At 73.1% G+C, this 25605-nt stretch carries 24 protein-coding genes; 10 read left to right on the top strand and 14 right to left on the bottom strand.

All coding sequences use genetic code 11. The annotated features are described in order from the left end of the window. The first annotated feature begins 155 nt into the window (after positions 1–155). Genes FH608_RS18100 through FH608_RS18080 form a run of 5 tightly spaced genes read left to right on the top strand, consistent with a single transcriptional unit; the run spans position 156 to position 5552 of the window. A complete protein-coding gene (locus FH608_RS18100; RefSeq protein ID WP_139631699.1) occupies positions 156–1529 on the top strand; it encodes an amino acid permease in 1374 nt (457 codons plus the stop codon). Beyond that, complete coding sequence (locus FH608_RS18095) at positions 1526–2782, top strand: arginine deiminase (RefSeq protein WP_139631698.1); 1257 nt, start codon at positions 1526–1528, stop codon at positions 2780–2782. Before FH608_RS18100 ends, FH608_RS18095 begins: the two co-directional genes overlap by 4 nt. After that, positions 2779–3765 carry an ornithine carbamoyltransferase gene (gene argF / locus FH608_RS18090; protein ID WP_139631697.1) on the top strand — a complete coding sequence of 329 codons (987 nt, stop codon included), beginning with the start codon at positions 2779–2781 and terminating at the stop codon, positions 3763–3765. Before FH608_RS18095 ends, argF begins: the two co-directional genes overlap by 4 nt. A gap of 1 nt (position 3766) precedes the next feature. Then, positions 3767–4780, top strand: a complete 1014-nt coding sequence (locus tag FH608_RS18085) for a carbamate kinase (protein ID WP_139631696.1) — start codon at positions 3767–3769, stop codon at positions 4778–4780. Positions 4781–4832: 52 nt separating this feature from the next. Next, positions 4833–5552, top strand: coding sequence for a sigma factor (locus tag FH608_RS18080; protein WP_139631938.1), 720 nt, complete (start codon positions 4833–4835; stop codon positions 5550–5552). Between the two features lie 9 nt (positions 5553–5561). Here the strand turns inward: FH608_RS18080 and yicI are convergent, their stop codons facing one another. The 4 genes from yicI to FH608_RS18060 form a co-directional block, all read right to left on the bottom strand. Beyond that, positions 5562–7802, bottom strand: coding sequence for an alpha-xylosidase (yicI, locus tag FH608_RS18075; RefSeq protein ID WP_139631695.1), 2241 nt, complete (start codon positions 7800–7802; stop codon positions 5562–5564). 16 nt (positions 7803–7818) lie between these two features. Beyond that, the gene (locus FH608_RS18070) at positions 7819–8685 is read right to left on the bottom strand and encodes a carbohydrate ABC transporter permease (RefSeq protein ID WP_139631694.1); all 867 of its coding nucleotides are present in this window, start codon (positions 8683–8685) and stop codon (positions 7819–7821) included. Then, positions 8682–9617 carry a carbohydrate ABC transporter permease gene (locus tag FH608_RS18065; RefSeq protein ID WP_139631693.1) on the bottom strand — a complete coding sequence of 312 codons (936 nt, stop codon included), beginning with the start codon at positions 9615–9617 and terminating at the stop codon, positions 8682–8684. The genes FH608_RS18070 and FH608_RS18065 overlap by 4 nt, the downstream gene beginning before the upstream one ends. Before the next feature lie 69 nt (positions 9618–9686). Continuing rightward, entirely contained in the window at positions 9687–11042 is a 1356-nt protein-coding gene (locus FH608_RS18060; protein ID WP_139631692.1) for an ABC transporter substrate-binding protein, read from the bottom strand. Between the two features lie 139 nt (positions 11043–11181). Here FH608_RS18060 and FH608_RS18055 point away from each other — a divergent pair, with 139 nt between their 5' ends. After that, positions 11182–12882 carry a glycoside hydrolase family 43 protein gene (locus tag FH608_RS18055; protein WP_139631691.1) on the top strand — a complete coding sequence of 567 codons (1701 nt, stop codon included), beginning with the start codon at positions 11182–11184 and terminating at the stop codon, positions 12880–12882. 90 nt (positions 12883–12972) lie between these two features. On the opposite strand, the gene FH608_RS18050 is transcribed toward FH608_RS18055, so the two are convergent. Continuing rightward, positions 12973–13992 carry a LacI family DNA-binding transcriptional regulator gene (locus FH608_RS18050; RefSeq protein WP_139631690.1) on the bottom strand — a complete coding sequence of 340 codons (1020 nt, stop codon included), beginning with the start codon at positions 13990–13992 and terminating at the stop codon, positions 12973–12975. Between the two features lie 219 nt (positions 13993–14211). Here FH608_RS18050 and FH608_RS18045 point away from each other — a divergent pair, with 219 nt between their 5' ends. Then, a complete protein-coding gene (locus tag FH608_RS18045) occupies positions 14212–15213 on the top strand; it encodes a pirin family protein (protein ID WP_139631689.1) in 1002 nt (333 codons plus the stop codon). A gap of 52 nt (positions 15214–15265) precedes the next feature. Here FH608_RS18045 and FH608_RS18040 read toward each other — a convergent pair whose 3' ends face one another. The 5 genes from FH608_RS18040 to FH608_RS51530 are packed head-to-tail and all read right to left on the bottom strand — an operon-like array spanning position 15266 to position 17167. After that, positions 15266–15796, bottom strand: a complete 531-nt coding sequence (locus FH608_RS18040) for a hypothetical protein (protein ID WP_139631688.1) — start codon at positions 15794–15796, stop codon at positions 15266–15268. A gap of 45 nt (positions 15797–15841) precedes the next feature. Beyond that, positions 15842–16366 carry a MauE/DoxX family redox-associated membrane protein gene (locus FH608_RS18035; protein ID WP_139631687.1) on the bottom strand — a complete coding sequence of 175 codons (525 nt, stop codon included), beginning with the start codon at positions 16364–16366 and terminating at the stop codon, positions 15842–15844. A gap of 9 nt (positions 16367–16375) precedes the next feature. Next, positions 16376–16774 (bottom strand): S26 family signal peptidase, encoded by a 399-nt coding sequence (locus FH608_RS18030; RefSeq protein WP_226899652.1) that lies wholly within the window; start codon positions 16772–16774, stop codon positions 16376–16378. 33 nt (positions 16775–16807) lie between these two features. Then, on the bottom strand, positions 16808–16954 hold the full coding sequence (locus FH608_RS51535; protein WP_153261918.1) for a hypothetical protein: 147 nt from the start codon (positions 16952–16954) through the stop codon (positions 16808–16810). 39 nt (positions 16955–16993) lie between these two features. Further along, entirely contained in the window at positions 16994–17167 is a 174-nt protein-coding gene (locus FH608_RS51530) for a hypothetical protein (protein WP_153261917.1), read from the bottom strand. 133 nt (positions 17168–17300) lie between these two features. Here FH608_RS51530 and FH608_RS18025 point away from each other — a divergent pair, with 133 nt between their 5' ends. Continuing rightward, the gene (locus tag FH608_RS18025) at positions 17301–20030 is read left to right on the top strand and encodes an AfsR/SARP family transcriptional regulator (protein WP_139631686.1); all 2730 of its coding nucleotides are present in this window, start codon (positions 17301–17303) and stop codon (positions 20028–20030) included. Here FH608_RS18025 and FH608_RS18020 read toward each other — a convergent pair. After that, entirely contained in the window at positions 20021–20929 is a 909-nt protein-coding gene (locus tag FH608_RS18020; RefSeq protein WP_139631685.1) for a hypothetical protein, read from the bottom strand. The two genes, FH608_RS18025 and FH608_RS18020, sit on opposite strands and share 10 nt — an antisense overlap. 187 nt (positions 20930–21116) lie before the next feature. Here FH608_RS18020 and FH608_RS18015 point away from each other — a divergent pair, with 187 nt between their 5' ends. Continuing rightward, entirely contained in the window at positions 21117–22334 is a 1218-nt protein-coding gene (locus tag FH608_RS18015; RefSeq protein ID WP_139631684.1) for a threonine synthase, read from the top strand. Positions 22335–22361: 27 nt separating this feature from the next. On the opposite strand, the gene FH608_RS18010 is transcribed toward FH608_RS18015, so the two are convergent. The 3 genes from FH608_RS18010 to FH608_RS18000 are packed head-to-tail and all read right to left on the bottom strand — an operon-like array spanning position 22362 to position 24615. Next, the gene (locus FH608_RS18010; RefSeq protein WP_139631683.1) at positions 22362–22598 is read right to left on the bottom strand and encodes an SPW repeat domain-containing protein; all 237 of its coding nucleotides are present in this window, start codon (positions 22596–22598) and stop codon (positions 22362–22364) included. Next, a complete protein-coding gene (locus FH608_RS18005; RefSeq protein ID WP_139631682.1) occupies positions 22595–22936 on the bottom strand; it encodes a hypothetical protein in 342 nt (113 codons plus the stop codon). Before FH608_RS18005 ends, FH608_RS18010 begins: the two co-directional genes overlap by 4 nt. Continuing rightward, positions 22933–24615, bottom strand: coding sequence for an MDR family MFS transporter (locus tag FH608_RS18000; RefSeq protein ID WP_153261913.1), 1683 nt, complete (start codon positions 24613–24615; stop codon positions 22933–22935). Before FH608_RS18000 ends, FH608_RS18005 begins: the two co-directional genes overlap by 4 nt. A gap of 203 nt (positions 24616–24818) precedes the next feature. Here FH608_RS18000 and FH608_RS17995 point away from each other — a divergent pair, with 203 nt between their 5' ends. Then, on the top strand, positions 24819–25601 hold the full coding sequence (locus FH608_RS17995) for a glycerophosphodiester phosphodiesterase (RefSeq protein WP_226899651.1): 783 nt from the start codon (positions 24819–24821) through the stop codon (positions 25599–25601). Positions 25602–25605: the final 4 nt, after the last annotated feature.

Here is a 25605-nt window from a genome sequence, read left to right as displayed (position 1 = left end):
CGCTCTGTTCTGCGTAGGCACGAAGCGTACCGCACGGTTCGGTTGGTGGGCGAAGCACGTCACGGGGTCGCTTGATCCCCCTGTCACGGATGCGGGTGGCCGCGCGGTCCCAGTGGCGGAACCGATCTGATTTTTCGTGGTGAGAGAGGTGGATCATGGTGATTGCTGGTCGCCACGGCCCCCCGGCGCAGGCCGGAGCCGAGCCGGGCGAGGGCCGTTTCGGGCTCGGTACGGCGTCGGCGCTGGTGGTCGGCTCGGTCATCGGGACCGGGGTGTTCGCCCTGCCGTCGGCCCTGGCGGTGTTCGGCCCGATCTCGCTGGTGGCGTTCGTGCTGGTCACGATCGGCGCGATCGCGCTGGCGCTGACGTTCCGCGCGCTCGCGGTGCGACTGCCGGGAGCGGGCGGCCCGTACGTGTACGCCCGCGACGCGTTCGGCGAGTTCGCCGGATTCCTCATCGCCTGGAGCTACTGGATCACCGCGTGGGCGGGGAACGCGGCGATCGTCGTGGCGTGGGTGGGCTATGTCGAGGTGTTCTGGAACACCGGCCACGAGACCGGCTGGTCGATCGCCATCGCGCTGGCCGGGCTGCTGCTGCCGGCGCTGGTCAACCTGCTGGGACTGCGGAGCTTCGCCGCGTTCCAGGTCGTCACGACCGTCCTGAAGTTCGTCCCGCTGCTGTTCATGGCCACGGTCGGCCTGCTGTTCATCGACACGGCGAACTTCGGCGCGTTCAACGCGAGCGGGACGTCCTGGGTCGGCGCGATCAGCGCCGCCGGCGCCATCGCCCTGTTCAGCTACCTGGGCATCGAGACGGCGTCGGTCGCCGCGGCCCGGGTCAGGGACCCGCGGCGCAACGTCGGCCGGGCCACCGTGCTGGGCACCCTGGCCTGCGCCGGCGTCTACATCCTCGGCACCATCACCGTCTTCGGCACCGTGGCGCACGACGATCTCGTCGCCTCCACCGCCCCCTTCACCGACTCGGCCAACGCCATCTTCGGCGGCCAGTGGGCGGGGGCCACGGTCGCCGTCGCGGCCGTCGTGTCCGGTTTCGGGGCGCTGGTGGGCTGGACGCTGATCGTGGCCGAGATGCCCCGGGCGGCGGCGCGGGACGGGCTGTTCCCCGCCTCGTTCGCCCGGCAGAGCCGCGCCGGGGTCCCCGCGTACGGGATCGTCGTCTCGACCCTGCTGGCCGCGGGGCTCACCGTCGTCAGCTACACCAGCTTCGAGCAGGTGTTCACCACCGTCGTGCTGCTGTCGGTGCTCACCTCGGTCGTGCCGTACCTGCTGTCCGCCGCCGCGCAGCTGTACTGGCTGCGCACCGACGGCAGGCGGCCACGGGCCCGGCGCCTGGCCCGCGACGTCACCGTCTCGGCGCTGGCGCTCGCGTTCGGGTTCTGGGCGCTGGCCGGCAGCGGCTACCCGGCCGTCTACTACGGGACGTTCTGCCTGCTGCTCGGCGTGCCGGTGTACGTGTGGGTCAAGGCCAGGCGAGGCGTGTACGGCGAGACCCCGGCGGTGGCGCGATGACCACGAGCCAGGACGTCACCCTGAAGGTCGGCATCCATTCCGAGATCGGCCGCCTGCGCGAGGTCGTCGTGCACCGGCCAGGGGCCGAGCTGGACCGGCTGACCCCCGACAACGCCGCCCAGCTGCTGTTCGACGACGTGCTCTGGGCCGACCGGGCCCGCCGCGAGCACGACGCGTTCGCCGACGTGCTGCGGGCCCACGGCGTGCGGGTGCACCTGTTCGCCGACCTGCTGGCGCAGGCGCTCGCGACGGACGCCGGCCGCCGCTTCGCCGTTACCCGCGTGTGCACCGACCACCGGTTCGGGCCGGCCCTGGCCAGGGAACTGCGGGCGCTGTTCATGGACACCGACCCGGTCGTGCTGGCGGGCTACCTGATCGGCGGGCTCCTGAAGTCGGACGTCCGCCTGCCCGGCCGGGACAGCGTGGCCTGGCAGAGCCTCGGCGACGACGACTTCCTGCTCACCCCGCTGCCCAACACGCTGTTCCAGCGCGACAACGCGGCCTGGATCGGGCGGAGCGTCGCGGTCAACCCGATGGCCAAGCCGGCCCGCGGCCGGGAGTCGATCAACACCCGGACCGTCTACCGGCACCACCCGCTGTTCGCCGGCGCCGACTTCGTGACCGTCTACGGCGACGACGACCTCGACCACACCCCCGCCACGCTGGAGGGCGGCGACATCCACGTCATCGCCGACGGCGTGGTCATGGTCGGGATGGGCGAGCGGACCACGCCGATGGGCGTGGAGATGCTGGCCAGGCGGCTGTTCTCGGGCGGCCACGCCCGCCGCGTGCTGGCCGTCGAGCTGCCCAAGGCCCGCTCGACGATGCACCTGGACACCGTGCTGACGATGGTCGACGTCGCCACCTTCGTCGCCTACCCCTATTTCGACCAGGCCGCGACCCGGGTCTGGCTGCTCACCCCCGACGGCCGCGTCCGGCCCGGGACGGGGCTGACCATCGGGCTGCGCGAGGCGATCGAGGACGACGGCGTCCGCGTCCTCACCGCGGCCGGCGACCGGCGCGAGGCCGAGCGCGAGCAGTGGAACGACGCCGACAACTTCCTGGCGATCTCTCCCGGGGTGGTCCTCGGCTACGAGCGCAACACCGCGACCAACGCCATGCTGGCCGACCACGGCCTCGAGGTGATCCCGCTGGCCGGCGGCGAGCTCGGCCGCGGGCGCGGCGGCGCGCGCTGCATGACCTGCCCCGTCCTGCGGGAACCCGTATCCCCCTCCCCCAAGGAGCCGTCATGACCCACTCGCTGCTCACCGTCACCGACCTCGGCCGCGAGGGCTTTCGGGAGATGCTCTACCGCGCCTCGGCGCTCAAGGAGGCCAAGCGTGCCGGGCGCGAGCGCCCCACGCTGACCGGCCGCAACATCGCCCTGGTGTTCGAGAAGAACTCCACCCGCACCCGATGCGCGTTCGAGGTGGCCGCCCACGACCAGGGCGCCCACGTCACCTACCTGGGGCCGTCGGGCTCGCACCTGGGCCGTGAGGAGAGCGTCGCGGACACCGCGCGGGTGCTGGGCGCCATGTACGACGGGATCGAGTTCCGCGGGTTCGGCCAGGAGACCGTCGAGGAGCTGGCCCGGCACGCCGGCGTACCGGTCTGGAACGGGCTCACCGACGAGTGGCACCCCACCCAGATGCTCGCCGACGTCATGACCATGCGCGAGCACCACGCCGGCGACCTGGAGGCGATCAGCTGCTGCTTCACCGGCGACGGGCGCGGCAACATCGCCCGGTCGCTGCTCATCACCGGGGCCATGCTCGGCATGGACGTGCGGATCGCCGCGCCCCGGGAGCTGAGCCCGCCCGAGACGCTGGTGAAGGAGGCCGAGCGCATGGCGGCGGCCAGCGGCGCCCGGGTGACGGTCACCGACGACCTGGCGGAGGCGCTCAACGGGGCCGCGTTCGTCTACACCGACGTGTGGGTCAGTATGGGCGAGCCCGACGCCGAGTGGGACCGGCGCGTCCCGCTGCTCACGCCCTACCGGGTCACGTCGGAGGTGATGGCCGCCACGAACCGTCCCGACACGCGGTTCCTGCACTGCCTCCCGGCCGTGCACGACACCACCACCGAGCTCGGCGAGCGGATCCACCAGCGCTACGGGCTCGCCGGGGCCGAGGTCACCGACGAGGTGTTCGGCTCGGCCGCCTCCGTGGTCTTCCAGCAGGCGGAGAACCGGCTGCACACCATCAAGGCGCTGCTCGTCGCCGCGCTGGGAGAGTGACGTGCTGCTGGTCGTCGCCCTAGGGGGCAACGCCCTGCTCGAACGCGGCGAGCGCCCCGACGCGGGCGTGCAGCGGCGGCACGTGCGCGCCGCGGCCCGCGCGCTGGCGCCGCTCGCCGCCGAGCACACGCTGGTGCTCTGCCACGGCAACGGGCCGCAGATCGGGCTGCTGGCCGTCGAGAGCGAGAACGACCCGGCCCTGGCCCACCCGTTCCCGCTCGACACGCTCGGCGCCCAGACGCAGGGCATGATCGGGTACTGGCTGGCGCAGGAGCTGGGCAACGCGGGCATCGCCCGGCCGGCCGTCACGATCGTCACGCGGACCGAGGTCGGCGCGGACGACCCGGCGTTCCGCTCCCCCACGAAGTTCGTCGGCCGCGGCTACCAGGAGCTGGAGGCCCGGCGGCTGGCGCGGGAGCACGGGTGGGCCGTCGCCAGGGACGGCCTGGCCTGGCGGCGGGTCGTCGCGTCCCCGGAGCCCCGACGGGTCCTCGAGCTGCCCACCATCCGGCAGCTCGTGGCCGGCGGCACGACGGTGATCTGCGGCGGCGGGGGCGGCGTGCCCGTCCTCGCCCGGGACGGCGGGCGCTTCGAGGGCGCGCAGGCCGTGGTCGACAAGGACCTCACGGCGGCGCTGCTGGCGATCGAGCTGGGGGCCGACCGGCTCGTGGTGCTCACCGACGTGGACGCCGTACGGCGCGACTTCGGCACCCCTCAGGAGCGGCCGCTGTCCACGGTGGACGCCGACGAGCTGCGCGCCATGCGCTTCCCGGCCGGGTCGATGGGGCCGAAGGTCGACGCCTGCGTCAGGTTCGTCACGGCGACCGGGCGACCGGCGGCGATCGGGGCGCTGCGGGACGCTCCCGCGGTGCTCGCCGCCAGGGCCGGGACGACCGTCACGGCGCCACCCGGGCCAGGGACACCCCGGGCCCCTGGGGTGCCGGCGACCCGGGGACCAGGGTACGGGCCACGCATTTCCCAGGGCGCGATGGAGGGGTCGGCGGAGCGACCGTAATGCCAGGTGGCATCGCCGGATGCCGGGGGTGAACGGAGCCAAGACCGTGACCATGAATGTGCTGGAACCGTACGGGGACCATACGACGCCGACCAGTCCGACGGACGACCGGTCGGCGGGCGAGTTGGACGCGGCCTCGGTGTTCGTCACCACTAGGCCCCGGCTCTTCTCCATCGCGCTCCGCGTCCTGGAGGACGTGGGCGAGGCCGAGGACGTGGTGCAGGAGGCGTGGCTGCGCTGGGCCCGCGCCGACCGCTCCGACGTCCTCAGCCCGCCCGCGTTCCTCGCGCTGACCACCACCAGGCTCGCGATCAACGTCACGCAGTCCGCCCGGAGGCGCCGCGAGACGTCCGCCGGCCCCTGGCTGCCCGAGACGGTCGACCGCGCCATCGGGCCCGAGACGGCGGCCGAGCAGCACGACGCGGTGGACGCGGCGGTACGGCTGCTGCTGGAGAGGCTGACGCCCGCCGAACGCGCCGCGTACATGCTCCGCAAGGCGTTCGACTACCCGTACCGGCGGATCTCCGAGATCCTGCACCTGGGCACGGACCACACGCGGCAGCTCGTGCGGCGCGCCCACGAGCGCCTGGCCACCGAGCGGCGCCGGCCGGTGGACACCGCCGCGCACCGGCGCCTCGTGCGGACCTTCCTCGCGGCGGCGGAGACCGGCGACCTCGCCGAGCTGGAGGAGCTCCTCGCCGCCGACGTCGCCAGGTCCGCCTCGGGCCGCCGGCGCCCGTCCTGCGATCAGCCGATGTCACGGACCGCCTGACCTGATCGGTCAGGCGAGCTCGTACGTCCAGCCCGAGGCGCTGGAGGAGATCGACACCTCGCCGCCGGAGCGCCTGACGGTGAACACCGCGGGCCCGCCGGGGCCCGTGACGGTGAGCGCGGTCTCGCCGTCCGCGCCCGGGTACACGCGCAGGGTCAGGCCGTCGAGGTGGTCGTAGTCGGGCCGGTCGTCCCGGGCGCCGATGGGCAGCACGGCGCCCTCGCGCACGTAGATCGGCATCGAGGTGTAGCCGTGCCGCTCGGTGCGCCAGCGCCCGCCCGCGACGCGCTCGCCCGTCAGGTAGTTCGTCCACGTGCCCTCGGGCAGGTAGACCTCGACCGTGCCGTCAGGGGTGAGGACGGGGGCGACGAGCAGGTCGGGGCCGAGCATGTACTGGGTGTCGAGGTAGGTGGCGTTGCGGTCGCCGGGGAACTCCATCGCCATGGGCCGCATGACGGGCGTCCCGGTCCGGTGCGCCTCGACGCCCGCCTGGAACAGGTACGGCATCAGGCGGAGCTTGAGCTTGGTGAACAGCCGGGTCACCTCGACCGCCTCCTCGTCGAAGGCCCAGGGCACCCGGTAGGAGGACGAGCCGTGCAGCCGCGAGTGGGAGGACATCAGCCCGAAGGCGACCCAGCGCTTGAAGACGCCGGGGTCCGGGGTGCCCTCGAAGCCGCCGATGTCGTGGCTCCAGAACGAGAAGCCGGAGAAGGCCGCCGACAGGCCGCCGCGCAGCACCTCCGCCATGGACTCGTAGGACGACCCGCAGTCGCCGCCCCAGTGCACGGGCAGCCGCTGGCCGCCGGCGGTCGCCGACCGCGCGAACAGCACCGCCTCGCCCCGGCCGCGCCGCTCCTCCAGCACCTCGAACACGGCCGCGTTGTAGAGGTGGGTGTAGAGGTTGTGCATCCGTTCGGGCGCGGACCCGTCGAAGTAGGCGACGTCGAGCGGGACGCGCTCGCCGAAGTCCGTCTTGAACGCGTCCACCCCCTGGTCCAGCAGGGCGCGCAGCTTCGACTGGAACCACCGGGTCGCGTCCGGGTTCGTGAAGTCGACCAGCCCCATGCCGGCCTGCCACAGGTCCCACTGCCAGACCGGCCCGTCCGGCCGCCTGAGGAGGAAGCCCCGCTCGGCGGCCTCGGCGAACAGCGGCGAGCGCTGGCCGATGTACGGGTTGATCCACACGCAGACGCGCAGATCCCTGGCGTGCAGGCGGGCCAGCATGCCCTCGGGGTCGGGGAAGACGCGCGGGTCCCACTGGAAGTCGCACCAGTTGAACTCGCGCATCCAGAAGCAGTCGAAGTGGAAGACCGACAGCGGCAGGTCGCGCTCGGCCATGCCGTCGATGAACGCGGTCACCGTCCGCTCGTCGTAGTCGGTGGTGAACGAGGTCGACAGCCACAGGCCGTACGACCACGCGGGCAGGCGGGCCGGGCGGCCGGTGAGCGCGGTGTAGCGTTCGAGGATCTGCTTGGGGGACGGCCCGTAGATCACGAAGTATTCGAGGCTCTCCCCGGCGACCGAGAACTGGACCCGCTGGACCGCCTCCGACCCGACCTCGAACGACACGTGGCCGGGGTGGTTGACGAAGACGCCGTAGCCGCGGTTGGTCAGGTAGAAGGGCACGTTCTTGTACGCCTGCTCGGAGGAGGTCCCGCCGTCGGCGTTCCAGATCTCCACCGTCTGGCCGTTCTTGACCAGCGGTCCGAAGCGCTCGCCCAGCCCGTAGACCACCTCCCCCACGCCGAGCGCGAGCTGCTGGGCGAGGTGGACGGGCGACCGCTCGGTTCCGGCCGGCCCCTGGTCGACCTGCGCGTCGGCGGCGAGCCGGAAGTACCCGATGGACTTGTGGCCGCTGGAGGTCAGCGGGCGGCCGTCGCCGTGAAAGGACAGGTTCCACGGCGCTCCGGGCGCGACGGTCGCGCTCAGCGAGCCGCTGGTGAGCGTCGTCCCGTTCGCGCCGTCCGCCTTGACGGCGCCGTGGCCGTCCTCGGCGCCGACCAGCTCGAAACCGCGCTCCTCGCCGCCGCCCACGTGGTGGTCGACACGGACGCGGATCACGTTCTCCAGCGGCGACGACAGCTTGAGCGAGAGCACGGGCCGGTTGAGCGTGTCGCCCCGGCGCCGGATGACGGCGGTCGGCGCGGTGACGCCGATCTCGCCCTCCCCGGTGACGACGTCGTACGCCTCGGCCGCGTACAGCGCGGTGACGCCGGGACGCAGCTGCCAGAGCCCGTCGGTGAACTTCATTCGGTGCGGATCCCTTTCAGGCTTTGAGCCCGCCGGCGAGCAGGTCGGCGCGCCAGAAGCGCTGCAGGACCAGCACGAGGACGATCAGCGGGATGACGGAGACGGCCGAGCCCATGATGACCAGCGGGTACAGGTCGGCGTCCCCCGCCCCCTTGCCCAGGAACGTGTACAGGCCGAGGGTGATCGGATATTTGTCCTGGTCGGAGAGCATGATGAAGGGCAGCAGGAAGTTGTTCCAGATGCCGACGAACTGCAGCAGGAAGACCGTGACCAGCCCCTGCGTCATCATGGGCAGCACGATGCTGCCGAAGATGCGGACCTCGCCGGCGCCGTCCAGGCGGGCCGCCTCCAGGGTGCTCTGCGGCACGGCCGCGGCCGCGAAGACCCGGCACAGGAAGATGCCGAACGGGTTGATGATCACCGGCAGCAGCACCGACCAGTGGGTTCCGGCCAGGCCGACGGCGGCCAGCAGGAGATACTGCGGGACGGCCAGCACGATGCCGGGCACGAGCACGCCGGCCAGGATCACCGAGAAGAGGACCTGGCGCCCGCGGAAGCGGAACTTGGCCAGGGCGTAGCCGGCCATGGCCGACACCAGGGTCGACAGGACCGCGCCGAGGCCGGCGTACAGGAGCGAGTTGAGCCCCCACTGCCAGAACTGGCCGCCGCCGTAGGCGCCGAGGTTCGCGAGGTTGTCGAACAGGCCGCTGCCGGGCGCGAAGGAGAACGTGGTGAACAGCTCGCGCGGGGACTTGGACGACGCGATGACCACCCAGGCCACGGGGGTCAGGCAGTACAGCGCGCCGAGCAGCAGCACGATCAGCGCCAGCCGCGGCCGGGGCCGGGCGTCCGGGCGGCGGCGGTGATGGGCGGCGGCGGTCATGCGTTGTCCCCGAAGGTCCGGCGCTGGAAGAAGCGCAGCAGGAGCAGCGAGATGACGAGGATGCCCAGGGCCAGCACGACGGAGGCGGCGGCGGCCCCGCCCAGGTTGTCGTTCATGAACGCCTCCTGGTAGATCTTCATCAGCGGCACCCAGGTGGCGCTGATGGTGTTCGACATCGGGCGCAGCGTGGCGGGCTCGCTGTAGAGCTGCAGGGTGCCGATCACGGAGAACAGGCCGGTGAGCACGAGCGCCGGGGCGACCAGCGGGATCTTGATCCGCCAGGCGATCTGCAGCTCGCTTGCCCCGTCGATGCGCGCGGCCTCGTAGATGGAGGCGGGGATGGCCCGCAGCGACGTGAAGATGATGATCATGTTGAAGCCGACGCCCGACCACAGCGCGATGTTGGCCAGCGAGAAGTAGAGGGCGGGGAAGCCGAAGAAGTCCAGCGGCCCCGCGCCGAGCCGCTCGGCCAGGTAGGTGATCGGGCTGGTGCTGGGCAGGTAGAGGAAGCCCCACAGGAGGCTGGCGATCACGCCGGGCACCGCGTACGGCAGGAAGATCGCCGTACGGGCGAACCCGCGCGCCCGCACCCTCGGGGTGTCGAGCAGCAGCGCGAACAGCAACGCCAGGCCCAGCACGCTGGGGATGGCGATGACGCCGTAGAGCAGGACCCGGCCGAGCCCGGCGACGTACCCGGGGTCGGTCAGGGCGCTGAGGTAGTTGTCGAGGCCGACGAAGGTCTGTACGCGCCGCCCGAACGCGCCCCCGCCCTCGATGCGGAAGCCGCGGAAGCTCAGGTAGATCGCGTACCCGATCGGGATGATCAGGAACAGGGTGAACAGGACGATCGCGGGCGTGGCGAACAGCCACGGGGTGGCGACGGCGCGGACGCGCGTTCGCCTTCCGGAGGATGGGGCGGAGGTGGCGGGCATGAGCGGTCCAGGGATCGAGTCGAGGGGCCGGCGAGGCGGCGGCCCGGCCGGTGGCCGGGCCCGCGGCGCCTACTTGGCGACGGTGTAGCCGGCCTTCTCCAGGTCGGCGACCACGGCCTGCTGCGTGGCCTTGTACACCTCGCGGAAGGAGGTCCTGTCGAGCGCGGCCTTGTTGAGCGCGTCGCCGAACGCGGTCTGCGCCACGTTCACGTTGGGCCCCCAGGTCACGGGGATGGTGGTGTTCTTGATCACCTGATCGGTGATCGTGTAGAAGTCCTTCTGCTGCGGCATGAGCTGCGGCGGCTCGTGCGACAGGGTCGCCTGGCGGCCGGCGTTGCCGCCGGGGAAGAGGTCGAGGGAGAGCAGCAGCTTGGAGCCCTCGTCGGAGGCGCCGAGCCAGGCGGCGAAGGCGGCGGCCTCCTTGGGGTGCTTCGACTTGGCCGGCACCAGGTACGTGGAGCCGCCCATGAACGGGACCGCGGGGTCGCCGGGCGTCCACTGCGGCAGCGGCGCCGACTCCCACTTGCCGGCGGTGTCGGGCGCCACCGAGTACAGGACGCTGGGCGCCCACGCGGCGGCGGCCCAGCTGAGGATCTCACCCTTGTTGACCTTGGCGTTCCACTCGGGCGTGAGCAGCGGCTCGACCTTGACGAGGTCCCGCTTCACGAGGTCCTCCCAGTAGTCGGCGGTCTTGAGCGAGGCCTCGCTGTCGATGCCGACCTTCCACGCCTTGCCGTCGTTGCTCCACCACTGCGCGCCGGCCTGGGCGGCCTGCGCGGCGAAGAACTCGAACTCCCGCGCGGCGAAGCTGGCGATGTAGGCGTCGGGGTTCTTCTCGCGGATCTTCTCGGCCGCCTCGGCGTACTCCGCCCAGGTGGTGGGGACCTTGACGCCGTACTTGTCGAACAGGTCCTTGCGGTAGGTGAGCATCATCGGCCCGATGTCCTGCGGCACGCCGTACACCTGGTCGTTGAACGTGGTCAGCGCCCAGATGTTGGGATCGACGTTGCCCTTGACGGACGCCACGTCGGCGGTGATCTCCTTGACGGCGCCCGAGACCACCAGGGCGGGCAGGCCGCGGTACTCCACCTGCACCACGTCGGGGGTGTCGCCCGCCTTGTCGGCGGCCAGCAGCTTGGAGGAGGTGTCGGCGGTCCCGCCGACCTCCGAGAGCTTGACGGTGACGTTCGGGTGCTCCTGGTGGTACTTGTCGACGATCGCCTTGGCCTCCGGGTCGCTCCCCTTGAGGCTCCAGGTCCAGAACTCCAGCGTGACCGGCCCGCCGGCGGTCGCGGTGTCCGCGGAGGGGGTGTCCTCGGACGAGCAGGCGGCCAGGGACGCCGCCAGGGTCAGCGCCAGTACGGCGGCGCTCGCCGCGCCCCGGCGCCGGCGGCGTCGGGGCGGGGGGAAGGTCGGTGGGGTCATGACGATCTCCTCGGCAAGGTGGTGCAGGGTCGGCGGGTATGCCGGGTCGTGCGCTGGGATCTAACCTGATGTTAACGTTGTCATGCTGTCAAGCCCCTAGCTTGTCACAGAGCCGACACGACCTTTGGAGCCCGCCCCCGTGCCCACCTTCCGCAACCCGGTCCTGCCCGGCTGCCATCCGGACCCGTCGGTGTGCCGGGTCGGCGAGGACTTCTACCTGGTCACCTCGTCCTTTGCCTACCATCCGGGCATCCCGCTCTTCCACAGCCGTGACCTGGTGCGATGGACCCAGCTCACGCACGTGCTGGACCGGCCGGGGCTCCCGCTCGACGGGCTCGACACCTCCGACGGCATCTGGGCGCCGACCATCCGCCACCACGACGGCACGTTCTACGTGGTCTCCACGCTCGCCAGGAACCGGCGGGGCGAGCTCACGTTCGTCGTCACCGCCGACGACCCGGCCGGGCCGTGGTCGGACCCCGTTCCGCTGGAGGCCGAAGGCATCGATCCGTCGCTCTTCTTCGACGACGACGGCCGCTGCTGGCTCACCGCCTGCCGCGACGCGCCCGAAGACGGGCCCGGGGAGCTGTGGATGCGGGAGCTCGACCTGGACCGGCTCAAGCTCGTCGGCCCCACCCACGTGCTGTGGCGCGGCGCCGTACGCGGGGCGTGGGTGGAGGCGCCGCACCTGTACAAGCGGGACGGCGTCTACCACCTGATCGCGGCGGAGGGCGGGACCGAGAGCAACCACAGCGTCACCGCGGCCCGCGCCGGCGCCGTCACCGGCCCCTACGTCACCGACCCGCGCAGCCCTCTGCTCACGCACCGGCACCGCGACCCGGGCGAGCCCATCCAGAACGTCGGGCACGTCGACCTGGTGGACACTCCTGACGGCGAGACCTGGGCGGTCGCGCTCGGGGTGCGGCCGATCGAGGGCACCCACACGCTGGGCCGGGAGGTCTTCCTGGTCCCCGTCACGTGGAGCGCCCGGGGACCCGTCTTCGCCCCGGAGTCTGGCGGCGTCCGCCTGTCGGAACGCCTCCCGTCGATCGCCTCGGAACACCCGGTCTCCTCCGGACCGCCGGTCACCTCGGAACTCCCGATCTCCTCCGGACCGCCGATCGCCCCCGAACCTGCGCTCGCCTCGGAGCTGCCGGTCGCCTCCGGACCGCCAGTCGCTCCCGGACCGCCGATCACCCCCGAACCGTCGAACACCTCCGAGTGGCCGGACGACTCCGGGACCGCAGGGCGGACGAGCTTCGACCCGCCGGGCCTGGAGTGGCACAGCCTGCGCGGCCCGGTCGGGGATCGCGTCCGTCCCTCCTCCTCAGGGACGGGGCTCACCATCGACCTGGGTCCCGAGCCGCTCAGCTCCACCGGCGTGCCGTCCTTCGTCGCACGCCGCCAGCAGCACGTCCGCTTCCACGCGCGGGCCCGGATCGCCTTCGCCGCAACGCACCCGTCGGAGGAGGCCGGGCTGGCCGTCTTCCAGAACCAGGACCACCACGCCACGCTCGCCCTCACCGTGGACGCGGACGGGAGGCCGCAGGTCGTGCTGACGGTGCGGGAGGCGGGCACGAGCACCCGTCTGGCGTCCGCGCCGGTGACGGGCGGCGAGGCGGTGCTGCTGGCGGTCGAGGCCGACGAGACCGGGTACGCCTTCCGCTGCTCGGACGGCACCCAATGGATCAGCCTGGGCACCATAGAGCGGAGCTTGTTCAGCAGCGAGCGGGCGGGCGGGTTCGTGGGGGTCCGGCTGGGCCTCTACGGCACGAGCAACGGCCGGCCCAGCGAGGGCCGCGCCCACGTCCACTGGTTCGACTACGACCCCGCCTGCTGACCTCCGCCCGCCGGGGCGGTGCCCGCGCAGCCTCGCGAGCAGGGCGTGGCCCTGCCCGTCACGCCCGCGAGCAGGGCGATGCGGAGCCCGTCACGCCCGCGAGCGCGGCGGTGCGGTGCTGCGGCGGACCACGAGCTCGGGGGCGATCCGCTCGCTGGAGGCGGGCTCGCCCCGCAGCATCCCCAGCAACTGCTCGACCGAGCGAGCCCCCAGGCTCACGAAGTCCTGCCGGACCGTGGTGAGCGCGGGCACCAGGTAGGCCGCCCCGGCGATGTCGTCGAACCCGACGAGCGAGACGTCCCCGGGCACCTTGACGCCGAGCTCGGCGAAGGCCGCCAGCACCCCCATGGCCATCTGGTCGTTGCCGGCGAAGATCGCCGTCGGCAGCTCGCGGTCACGCCGGGTGGTGAGGTAGTGCGCCAGCCGGTAGCCGCTGTTGCCGGTGAAGTCGCCCTCGAGCTCCTCCCCGTGGGCGTCGGGCACGCCGGCCATCGCGGCCTGCCAGCCCTTGACGCGGGCGCGGGCGTCGAACGTCCGCAGCGCCCCCGTCAGGTGGACGATGTGCCGGTGCCCCAGCTCCAGCAGGTGGTCTACGGCCAGGCGCGCGCCGTACTCCTGGTCGAGCTCCACGAACCCCAGATCGGGGTTGGGCACGTTGCCGGACATGACGACCGTCATGGGCACGCCGGTGACGATGCCGGCCAGGGCGTCCACCACCATCGGCCGGTCGCCGATGACGGCTATGCCCTCGACCGCCTGGTCGGTGAGCCGCTGCAGCGTCTCGGCCAGGTCCCTGGTCGTGCCGCCCTGCCAGCTCGCCAGGTTGGCCCAGTATCCGGCGCGCTGCGCCGCGGTCTGCACGCCGCGCAGGATGCGCGCCAGCTCGTACAGCTCGTCACCGGCGAGCACCACGCCGATCGTGGAGGATCGGCGGCTCTTGAGGGCGCGGGCAACGCTGTTACGGCGGTAGCCGAGCTTCTCGATGGCGGCCTCGACGCGCGCCCGCGTCTCCGGCCGGACCGAAGGGTGGTCGTTGAGAACGCGGGACACGGTGACGTGCGAGACGCCGGCTTCGCGCGCCACATCCACCATGCCTGGTGCCCGGTTCATGCCCTTCGCTTCCCAGCCGCCACCGCGGCGAACCCGCCTGCCGGTGCATCTCGATGGTCCCACGCCGGCCGGCGCTCAGGAAGCGAGCGCCCGCGCGGCAGACAGATCGTATCCGCTCATGACGGTGCGAGCGGAAGGCCGCGTTCGGGAGGGGGCCCTGCGTCACCCGGTGCCCGACTCGTTGATGATGTAACTGGATTGCGAGGGGAGAGGGTCTCGATGAGCAACGTGGAAGCCGAGCCGGTCGAAATGAGGAGCGGGGAGCCGGTGGACGGGGTCCGGCCCGCGGAGGCCTCCCCGGTCGACGTGCTCACGGCGCGGAACGTACCGCTGGGCGGCCCCCGGGCGATGTCCGTACGGCGGACGCTGCCGCAGCGGGCCAGGACGCTGATCGGTGCCTGGTGCTTCGCCGATCACTACGGCCCGGACGACGTCGCCCGCACGGGCGGCATGAACGTCGCCCCGCACCCGCACACCGGCCTGCAGACGGTGAGCTGGCTGTTCACCGGCGAGATCGAGCACCGCGACAGCCTCGGCAGCCACGCCTTCGTCCGGCCCGGCGAGCTGAACCTCATGACGGGCGGCCGCGGCATCAGCCACTCGGAGGTGTCCACCGCGCGCACCACCGTCCTGCACGGCGTCCAGCTGTGGGTGGCGCTGCCCGGCGAGCACCGTGACGCCGGGCGCGACTTCCAGCACTACGTGCCCGAGCCCGTGCGGATCGACGGGGCGGAGATCAGGGTGTTCCTGGGCTCGCTCGCCGGAGCCGCCTCCCCGGTGCGGACCTTCACGCCGCTGCTGGGTGCCGAGATCGTCCTCGGACCGCGTACGGAGATCGCGCTCGCCGTGGACCCCGCCTTCGAGCACGGCGTGCTCCTGGACAGCGGGCACGTCCGCGTGGCCGGCGCCCCGCTGCGCCCGGCGGAACTCGGCTATGTGCGGCCCGGCCTCGACACTCTGGAGCTCGCGAACGACTCCGACGGCCCGGCTCGGGCGCTCCTGCTCGGCGGCACGCCGTTCGAGGAGGAGATCGTGATGTGGTGGAACTTCATCGGCCGCACGCATGAGGACATCGTCCGGGCGCGGGCGGACTGGGAGGCCGCCTCCGACCGCTTCGGCGCCGTGGAGGGCTATCCGGGTGACCGCCTCGCCGCGCCCGCCCTGCCCAACGCCACCATCAAGCCCCGCGGGAACCCCCCGCGTCCCGCCCCGCCGCTATGACACCGCACGAACCGATCGAGGCCGCCGGGCCCGGTGGGTTGTCCCGGTCGCCTCAGCCGCCGGGCCCGGTGGGCTGGATCGGGGCGCCGTCGCCGTTCTCGGGCAGGTCGCCGCGCTCGACCGGGCTCGGCGGAGGGGCGGGCGTCCCGTCGCCGACGGCCGGCCGGGCGCCCTCCGCCGCCTTCTTCAGTACGGCCCGGTCCACCTGCCCGGCCGGGCAGATCAGCCGCACGTAGTGGTCGGGCCGCACCGCGGCGTACTCCTGCCGGCCCTCGTGCTCGGTGTACCAGCCGTCGCCGTCCCGCTCGCACGTGCCGGCGCACGTGTACGGCCCGCGATCGACCCGCATCTCGACCTGCTTGCCGTCGGGAGCGGTGTAGACGGCGCCGAACCCCTCCTCGTTGACCCCGCCCACCGACTGCTCGGCCAGCTCGTATCCGGGCAGGTCCACCACGTAGATGAGGTCGGGCGCCACGCCCTGCCGGGTGGCCTGGTCGATCACGGCCTGGCTCAGCGCCGAGCCGGAGCCGCAGCCGGACAGCACGACCAGGGCCAGCAGCGCGAGCAACGAACGTAGGGACATGCGCCCAGTGTGCCGCGCGCAGGCGTCATCCAGGTCACGCTGAGCTCAGGGCGTCCTGACCAGCGCCACCAGGTCGTCCCACCGCGCCATGAGCAGCCCGAGAACGGCTCCGAAGACCCCGGCGACCGCGCTGAGCGCCAGGTCGAAGGAGCCGTTGACGAGGGATCCCGCCAGGCCGAGCAGGGCCGCCGCGAGCAGGATCGCGTTGCGTACCAGGTGCGGGACGCCGATCGGCGTCCTGGAGGGGCCGAAGCAGTGGCACGGCACCGCGGCGCCCCTGCGGGTGACCGCGCGGATGGCCAGGGCGAAGCAGCCGAGCAGCCCCGCCGCCAGCGCGAATCCCGCCGTCCCCGCCCAGCGCAGCGGAACGAGGACGAGGACGATCACCGCGGTCTCCGCCACGGTGACGGCCACGGCGGCCGCCGGCACGGCCGCCTTGTCGATCACGGCCATCTCCCTGATCGACTCGACGAACCCGTCCCAGGCTCCGCGGCCGGAGACCTTGCCCGCCAGCGCGAGCGCGAACAGCGTGGCCAGCAGCAGCCTGCCGGCCACCTCGACGTACTGCATGATCGGCCCCTATTCGACGCGTGGAGGCACGGACCCGATGACCGCCACCACGGAGGAGGCGGGCAGCAGGCCGAAGTGCCGGGAGTCCATGCTGCGGTGCGGGTTGTCGCCGAGGACGGCGATCCAGCCCTCGGGGACGAGACCGTCGCCCAGCACGGCGGGCAGCGGCTCGCCTCCGCAGGCGGCCAGCCGCTTGACCAGCAGCGACGGGTCGGCGCCGGGATTGCGCACGACCACGACGTCGCCGGTCGCGCCGGCGGCGCGCCGGGCCAGCAGCCGCTGTCCCGCGTGCAGCGTCGGTTCCATGCTGACGCCCACGACCGTGACCGCGACGAACCGCCTGCGCAGCCACACCAGCGCGGCGACCGTGCCGGCCACGCCCAGCGCGATCCCCATCACGTATCTCATCCGGCGCCCCTCGTACGGGTGAGGGCGGTCCGCTCAGCCACGCGCGGCCGCCGGCCCGCCGTCCGGGCCGTCCGCCCCGACCGGCTCGCGCACCTCGACACCCTCCGGGGCCGTCTCGCTGGGCTGGAGCGCGTGGACCATCACGACCTCCTCGTCGCGAGGACGGAGGGCTGGGTCCACGCCGGGAGCCCAGCCCGTGACCATGTCAGCGTCCGGCGCCTAGCAGGGCGACCAGCCGTTGCACCTGGTGCCGCTGGTGTAGGTGCAGCACCTGCGGACGTAGCACACGTGGTCTTCCTGCTTGTAGTAGTCCGTGCAGCTGTACGCCGCCGCCTTCACCTGGGGAACCAGCCGTGCGACGAGACGGTCACCGAGCTTGTGGAACACCTGCATGAAAGTCCTCGCTTCTGAGAAACGATCCCTGTCCCCCGCAGCCTGACCCGGACGTCTCAGTGATTTCTCAGTGCTTTCTCAATACGCTGACAAACCGGGAGGAGCCAGCCTCTTTTCATTAGGCTTGAGGATCATGATGATTCGGTTGCTCGGACCTGTGGAGCTGGAGCGCGCGGATCAGACCAGACCTGTACGGCCCCCGCAGGCCGCGCTCGCCCTCGCCGCGCTCGCCTGGGAGGCCGGCCGGGTCGTTCCCGTCGAGACGCTGCTGGCCCGGATCTGGGGCGAGCGGATCCCGTCCGGCGCCCGGAACACGCTGTACACGCTCATCACCCACCTCCGCCGTGACGTGCTCGGCGACGACGGCGACGTGCTGCACCGGACCGGCGGCTACCTGCTCGACGTGGACGAGTCCGCCGTGGACCTGGCGCGGTTCCGGCACCTCGCCGAGCGGGCGGCTGCCGCGGAGGATCCCGGGCCGCCGCTGAGCGAGGCGCTGGCCCTGTGGCGCGGCGACCCGCTGACGGGGCTGCCGGGCGAATGGGCCGAGCGGGCCCGGCGGCGCCTGTGCGACGAGCGCAAGGAGATCGTGCTGCGCTGGGCGCGTACGGTGACCGCCGGCGACCCGGCGGCCGCGGTGGCGGCGCTGTCGCCGCTGGCGGAGGATTATCCGCTGGACGAGCTGGTGGCCGCCGCCCTGATCGAGGCGCTCCACGCGTGGGGGCGCACGGCCGAGGCGCTGGCCTGCTTCGCCGGCGTGCGCCGCACGCTCGCCGAGGAGCTGGGCGTCGAACCCGGTACGGCGCTGCGCCGCGTCCATCGCATGCTGCTGCGGGACGGCGAGACGGCCGAGCCCGAGCGCCCGGTCCCCGCGCAGCTGCCCGGCCACCTCGAATGCTTCGTCGGCCGCAAGGCCGAGCTGGACCGGCTGGCCGCCACCGCCGCCGTCTGCGTGATCTCGGGACCACCGGGAGTGGGCAAGTCCTCGCTGGCGCTGCACTGGGCCCACCAGCACCGCGACGACTTCCCCGGCGGGCAGCTCCACGCCCACCTCGGCACCCTCGACCCCGCCGACGGCTCCGCGGTGCTGCCCCGCTTCCTCGGCGCGCTCGGCGTCGCGGAGACGCGGATACCGTCGGGGGTGGAGGCGCAGGTCGGGCTCTACCGCAGCCTGCTGGCCGGTCGGCGGGTGCTCGTCATGCTGGACGACGCGCGCGGCGCCGACCAGGTCGCCCCGCTCCTGGCCACCGCGCCCGGCTGCCTGACGATGATCACCAGCCGCACCGAGCTGCCGTCGCTGTCGGTCACCGCGGGCGCGTCCCTGCTGCACCTGGACGTCCTCTCCGGCCAGGACGCCCACCGCCTGCTGGCCGCCAGGGTCGGCGAGACGCGCCTGGCGGCCGACCCCGAGGCCGCCGAGCTGATCATCGACAGGTGCGGCCGCCTGCCGCTGGCCCTGTCGATCGTGGCGGCGCGGATGGTACGGCGGGCCGACCTGCCGCTCGCCGGGATCGCCGCCGACCTGGAACGGGCGGAGACGGATCTGGAGCCGTTCGCCGACACCGACCCCGCGATCGACCTGCGCGTCGTGTTCGGCCGCTCCTACCGCGACCTGCCCGACGAGGCGGCCCGGCTCTTCCGCCGTCTCGGCAGGCAGGCCGGCCCGGACCTCCCGCTGCGCGCGGTCGCGAGCCTGGCCGCCCTGCCCGTGGAGCGCACGCGGAAGCTGATCGACCACCTCGACCGCGCCAACCTCGTCGAGCTGTCGTCCCTGTCCGCCCTCTCCCCCCACAGCCGCCTGGGCCTGCACGACCTGCTCCGCGCGTACGCCGCCGAGCAGGCCCGCGCCACCGACAGCCGCACTGTCCGGCGGGCCGCCACACGTCGCCTGCTGGACTACTACGTGCACTCGGCCTGCGCGGCCAGCGCCGCCTGCTACCCCCACCGCGAGCGCGTCAAGCCGGACCGGCGCGCCCGTGGCGTCACCGTGGAGCGCTTCGCCGGGCGGGCGGAGGCCCTGCGCTGGTACGCCGCCGAGTCGGTGGCGCTGCCCGCGATGGTGGCGGAGGCGGCCGAGGCCGGGCTGGACCGGCACGCCTGGCACCTGGCCTGGGGGTTCGCCGAGTTCATGCAGCGCACCGGCCCCTGGGAGGAGATCCTGCGCGTCCAGGCGGTGGCACTGGACGCCGCCACGCGGCTCGGCGACCGCGTCGCGCAGGCCTGCTGCCACAGCGGCCTCGCACGCGCCGGCGCCAAGCTCGGTCACGACCAGGAGGCGGTCGCGCACTTCGACCGGGCCATCGAGCTCCACCGCGACCTCGACGAACCCGTCCTGGAGGCGCACCTGCACCTCGGGCTGACCGTCCCGGTCAGCCGGGTGCGGCCCGGCGAGGAGCTCGGCCACGCGCTGCGCGCCCTGGAGCTCTTCCAGCAGGGCGGCGACGCCATCGGCGAGGCGCGGGCGCTGAACAACGCCGGCTGGTGGCGGGCCCAGATCGGGGAGTACGGCCAGGCGCTCGCCGACTGCACGCACGCGCAGCGCCTCCTGGCCGACCTCGGCTACGCCCAGGGCGAGGGGCACGCCTGGGACAGCATCGCGTACGTGCTGGACGCCATGGGGGACCACGCGCGGGCGGTGACCTGCTACGAGCGGGCCGCCGAGCTGTTCAAGGAGTGCGGCGACCCGTACCCCGCCGCGGAGACGCTGGTCCGGCTCGGACGGACGCACGCCGCGGCGGGGAACACGGCGGCCGCGCTGGACGCCTGGGAGCGGGCCGCGCAGTGCTACGACGCGCTCGGGGACACGAAGGCGCAGGCCGTACGCGCCCGGCGCGCGGCCTTGAGCGACCCTGCTCAGGGGTAGCCATGTCGCGCGAGCGTCCTGCGGTAGTGCCGCAGCACGGCCAGCAGGATCGCGACGCCCGCGACCACGGCCAGCCCGTGCTCGGCCAGGGCCACCGCACGATACTCGTACGGCCGGTACACCCCGGGCAGCACCAGCCACGCCAGCTTCCACGCCCCCCACGCGAACAGCGACCCGGAGGCGACGAAACCGGCGGACACGGGCAGCCACAGCGGCACCCGCCGGCCGCTCCCGCGGCTGAGCACCCACCCGCTCCAGCACGCCAGCGCCGCGCACAGCGCGTTGTTGCCGGCGAGCAGCCGCGCGTTGGTGTCCCACCCCGCCGCGCCCGCCAGGTCCAGCCCGGCCGTACCGCCCGCCGCCCAGAACGACCACAGCACGGCCAGCGCCGCCGCCGGGACCAGGAGCCAGCCGCGGCCGGGCCCGGCATCGCGCGGGTCCACCCGCCCCGCGAACGCCCGCGGCCACCGCTCCGCCAGGTAGAGCGGCAGGGCCACGACCAGCCCCACCGCCATCCCGGCGAACCCGATCGTGATGAACACCCCCTCCCACGCCGGCCTGGCCGCGTCGTCAGCCCCCTGGCCGGGCTGGAGCAGGGTGCTGAGCAGCATGTACGGCAGCAGGGACACGAGGAAGCCGCTGCCGAGCCAGGCGGCGGCCAGCACCAGCCGGCCCGGCAGCCGCAGCCCCCACCGCTGCCCCAGGGCCAGCCCGAGGGCGATCCCGGTCAGGGCCATGACGACCGTGACCAGGTTGAGCATCACCCAGCCGGTGGTGCCGTCACGGACCTCCAGCACGACCCATACGATCTTGACCAGCAGGTAGAGCGCCATCGACCCCGCAGCCGCGAAGGCGGCCGCGCGGCGCAGCACGGTGCGGTTGTTGACATCGGCAGGCATACCCCCGAGCCTCCCGCCCCCGCCCCTGCCCGCACCTCCCCGCCAAGTGGGATGCCCCTCCCCCGCCAGGGGGAGGCGGCCGCCCGCAGGCCGGAAGTGCTGGGCGCATAACGTACGAACTGCGGGCGAAACGGCGGAGGTCGGGGAGTCCGCGGTGAAGGCCGGTGCCGGACGTAAGGGAGCCTGCGTGAGTTTCAGCCATTTGTCCCACCTGGAATGCGGCCGTTGCGGAGCCGTGCACGACAGCGAGCGGCCGCAGAACCTCTGCGTGACCTGCGGTTCGCCGCTGCTCGCCCGCTACGACCTCGCCGCGGTCCGTTCCGCGCTGAGCCCGGACGACCTCGCCCGGCGCTCGCCCGACCTGTGGCGCTACCACGAGCTGCTGCCGGTCCGCGACCCGCGGGCGGTGACGACGCTCGGCGAGGGGATGACGCCGTTGCTGCCGATGGCGCGCTACGGCGAGCGCATCGGCCTGCCCCGGCTGCTGATGAAGGACGAGGGGCTGATCCCCACCGGCTCGTTCAAGGCCCGGGGCGCCGCGGTCGGCGTGTCGCGGGCGGCCGAGCTGGGGGTCAAGCGGCTGGCGATGCCGACCAACGGCAATGCCGGCGCCGCCTGGTCGCTCTACGGCGCCCGGGCCGGGCTGACCGCCACGATCGTCATGCCCGTGGACGCGCCGGAGATCACCCGGCGGGAGTGCGTCGCGTCGGGCACGGACCTCTACCTGGTCGACGGCCTGATCAGTGACGCGGGCCGGATCGTCGGGGAGCTGGTCGCGGCTTCGGACGGCGCGGTGTTCGACGCCTCGACGCTGAAGGAGCCGTACCGGATCGAGGGCAAGAAGACCATGGGCATCGAGATCGCCGAGCAGCTCGGCTGGCGGACGCCCGACGTGATCCTCTACCCGACCGGCGGCGGCGTGGGCCTGATCGGGATCCACAAGGCCCTGGACGAGCTGCGCCAGCTGGGCTGGATCTCGGGCCCGCCGCCGCGGCTGGTCGCGGTCCAGGCGGAGGGGTGCGCGCCGATCGTGCGGGCGTTCGAGCGGGGCGAGCGGGAGAGCCGGCCTTGGGACGGAGCCCGTACGGTGGCGTTCGGCATCAACGTGCCCAAGCCGCTCGGCGACTTCCTCATCCTCCAGGCGCTGGCCGAGACGTCGGGGACCGCGGTCGCGGTCACCGACGCCGAGCTGCTGGCCGAGCTGCGGGAGGTCGCGACGCTGGAGGGCGCCTTCGTCTGCCCGGAGGGCGCGGCGGCCTTCGCCGCGGCCCGCAAGCTGCGCGCGTCGGGCTGGATCGGCGCGGACGAGCAGGTGGTGGTGCTGAACACCGGCGCGGGCCTGAAGTATCCGGGCACGGTCCCGGTGGACGCGCCGGTCCTGCCGGTGGACGCCCACCTCACCTGACCGACGGCGAAGGGCCGAGCGGCTGTCTCAGGGCTCGTCGCCGCCCGGCGAGCCGCGGTAGAGGTCGGCGACCTGCCCGGCCAGGGCGGTGAAGAAGCCGGCGAAGCCCAGGACGGCCAGCGCCGCGCCGACGATCACGTCGTTGGTGGTGGCGGCCGTCCACGGCGCGCTCACCGGCTGCTGCCCGGTGACGAAGGGCGCGGCGACCAGCCAGGCGCCGGCCAGGAAGACGAGCGCCAGGCCGGCCATGCCGAGTTTCCTCACGCCCGCACCTCCCCTTGTCCGGCCTGGTCGGCGGCGAGCGCGGCGACCAGGGGCTTGAGCAGGGCGTGCAGCTCCTCGACCGAGGGCACGGCCGGGTGCTCGGGAGCGGCGGGCGGGCGGCGCGGGGCCAGCACCCCGTCGTCGCGCAGCCGGGCGCGCCAGGAGGCGGCCCAGGCCGCTGCCGTGACGAGGGCGATCAGGCAGACGCCCGCTCCCGTCGCGAGGTCGATCGTACGGGGATCGCCCTCGTGACCCAGCGCGAACGGGGCCAGCAATAACCACCCTCCGGCGACCAGCGCGGCGGCCGAGGTGACGAGTCCGGCGAGGTGACGGATCATGGGTTTCCTTTCGACTGGATGGCGGCCAGCAGCAGCCTGCCGGCCAGCGGCCGGAGCACCTGGCGCGCGGCGCTCCTCGCCCGCGCGCGCTCGTCGCCCGCCTGTTCCGCCGGGACGAGCGCGGAGGCGGCGGCGACGAGCCGGGGCGAGGCGTCGCGCTCGATGCGTTCGGCCAGCCAGGTGAGCGCCACCCCGGCCAGGGCCAGGACGAGCGGCGGCAGCGGTGGTTCGGCGGCGCCGCGCAGCGGGACCTCGCGCAGCACGAGCGCCAGCAGCAGGCTGAGCACGGCGAACGGCACGGCCCACAGGTAGACCGCCTGCACGGCGTCGGTGAACGCCTCCAGCAGGCGGTGCAGCTCCGCGGGCGGGATCCGTTCCAGCACCGCGGGGTCCGCGGGCACGGTGCGCACCCCGGCGCTTTCGAGCGAGCGCGCCTGCACGGTGCCGAACAGGGCGGTGCCCATCGCGCCGCCCAGCGTGCGGAAGAACGCGATCGCGCTGGAGGCGACGCCGATGTCGCCCCGGCGTACGGCGTTCTGGGCGACGATCAGCGGGACCTGGATGAACAGGCCCATCCCCAGCCCGACCACCACGGTGCAGGCCAGGAGGACCGGCATGGAGGTGTCGGCCTCGACCCGGCTCAGCAGCCAGAGCCCGGCCGCCAGCACCGTGGCACCCGCGATGGGGTGGATCTTGTAGCGCCCGGTGCGGGACACGAGCCGGCCGGAGAAGGTGGAGGCGACGATGATGCCGATGGTGAGAGGGACCAGGGCGAGGCCGGAGCCGGTGGCGCTCTCGCCCTTGACGATCTGCAGGTAGCCGGGCAGGTAGACGACGGCGCCGAACATGGCGACGCCGCTCAGCAGGGCCAGGCCGGAGGAGACGGCGACCAGCGGGTCGCCCATCAGCCGCGGCGGCAGGATCGGCTCCGACGCCCGATGCTCCCAGGCCACGAACGCGGCGGCCAGCACCAGCCCGGCCCCCGCGAGGCCGGCGATCTGCGGCGAGGCCCAGTCGTAGGTCTGGCCTCCCCACACGGTGACGAGGAGCACGCAGCAGACGGCCGCGACGAGCAGCGCCGCGCCGAGGTAGTCGATGCGGTGCGACAGCCGCCGGGCCGGCACGCGCAGCGCGACGGCGATGACCGCCATGGCGACCACCCCGAGGGGGAGGTTGATCCAGAAGATCCAGCGCCAGCTCGCGTGATCGGTGAAGAACCCGCCCACCAGCGGCCCGGCGACGCTGGCCAGGCCGAAGACGCCGCCGAACATGCCCTGGTAGCGGCCGATCTCCCGGGGCGGCACCACGTCGGCGATGACCGCCATGGCCAGCGCCATCAGCCCGCCCCCGCCCAGCCCCTGCACCCCGCGGAAGGCGATCAGCTGGGCCATGTCCTGGGCGACGCCGCAGAGCACCGAACCGACCAGGAAGATGACGATCGCGCTCAGGAAGATCCGCTTGCGGCCGTAGAGGTCGGAGAGCTTCCCGTAGAGCGGGGTGCCCGCCGTCGAGGCCAGCAGGTACGCGGTGACCACCCACGACAGGTGGTCGATGCCGCCCAGCTCGCCGACGATGCGCGGCAGCGCGGTGGCCACGATCATCTGGTCCAGCGCCGCGAGCAGCATGGCGAGCACCAGGCCCGTCATCACCAGACGGACCTGACCCCTGGTCAAGCTCACCGGACCCCTCCCCTTACGACTACGTAAGTCTCCCATGACGACTACGCACAGCGACGAAGACCTTACGGAGAGATGCGGGGCGATGCAGGGAGAACCCACATATTGGAGCTCCGATCAACCCAACCGGCCGCGAGCGCTCGCGTGCGGGGCCCGGACGAGATGTGGCACAGTACGGTGCAAACAAGATCGGAAGGTATTACACCGTGACAGTTCCCCTCGCCGCGTTGATGCTGACCTCCTTACTCGCCGCCCCCTCCGCCGCCCTTCCCGCGTGCCCGCAGATCTTCGCGCACGGCGGCTACCCCACCGGCGCCAACGCGTGGGAGCGGGACCAGGTGCGCCAGCCCAACAACCCCAAGGCCATCCGCCAGTACAAGTCCTGGGGCGCGTCCGGGGTCGAGGCCGACCTGCAGCTCACCAAGAACGGCACCAAGGCCGTCATGTGGCACAACACCTCGACCTGGGGGTTGACAGGGACGAAGAAGCCCGTCACGGAGATCTGGTGGGCGGCCGGCTCCACCGCGCTCAAGGGCCGGACCATCACGCGCGGCCCGTTCAAGGGCGAGACCGTCCACACCTTCCGCGAGTGGCTGGCCGCGATGAAGTCGGCCGGCATGGTGGGGCTGGTCGAGATCAAGACGGAGGCGCGGCAGTCGCTGCTCAGCTCCACTGCCTCGATCAGGACGCGGGCGTGGGCCGAGGTGCTCGACCCCGTCAAGGAGCGCTACCGGTCGCAGGAGATCATCCTGTACTCCCACGACAGCGCGATCGCCGCCGAGCTGCGGAAGCGGGTCAGCGCCGCCGGCATGACGCGGGTGCTGAGCGGCGGTCCCATCTGGCCCGAGGTCACCAAGTGGGAGGAGCCGCCTCCCTCGTGGAAGCTGAACGAGAACGCGTGGAAGTCGGCGCTCCAGAGCGGCGCCAAGCGGGTGGCCACCGACTACACGTCCCAGTTCAGCACCTGGCTCAAGGGCAGGTGCCAGTGACCGG

Source organism: Nonomuraea phyllanthi (assembly GCF_006334985.2).
GTDB lineage: Bacteria > Actinomycetota > Actinomycetes > Streptosporangiales > Streptosporangiaceae > Nonomuraea > Nonomuraea phyllanthi.
Note: the sequence above shows the minus strand (reverse complement) of the source record. Positions and strands in the feature narration are given on the sequence as shown.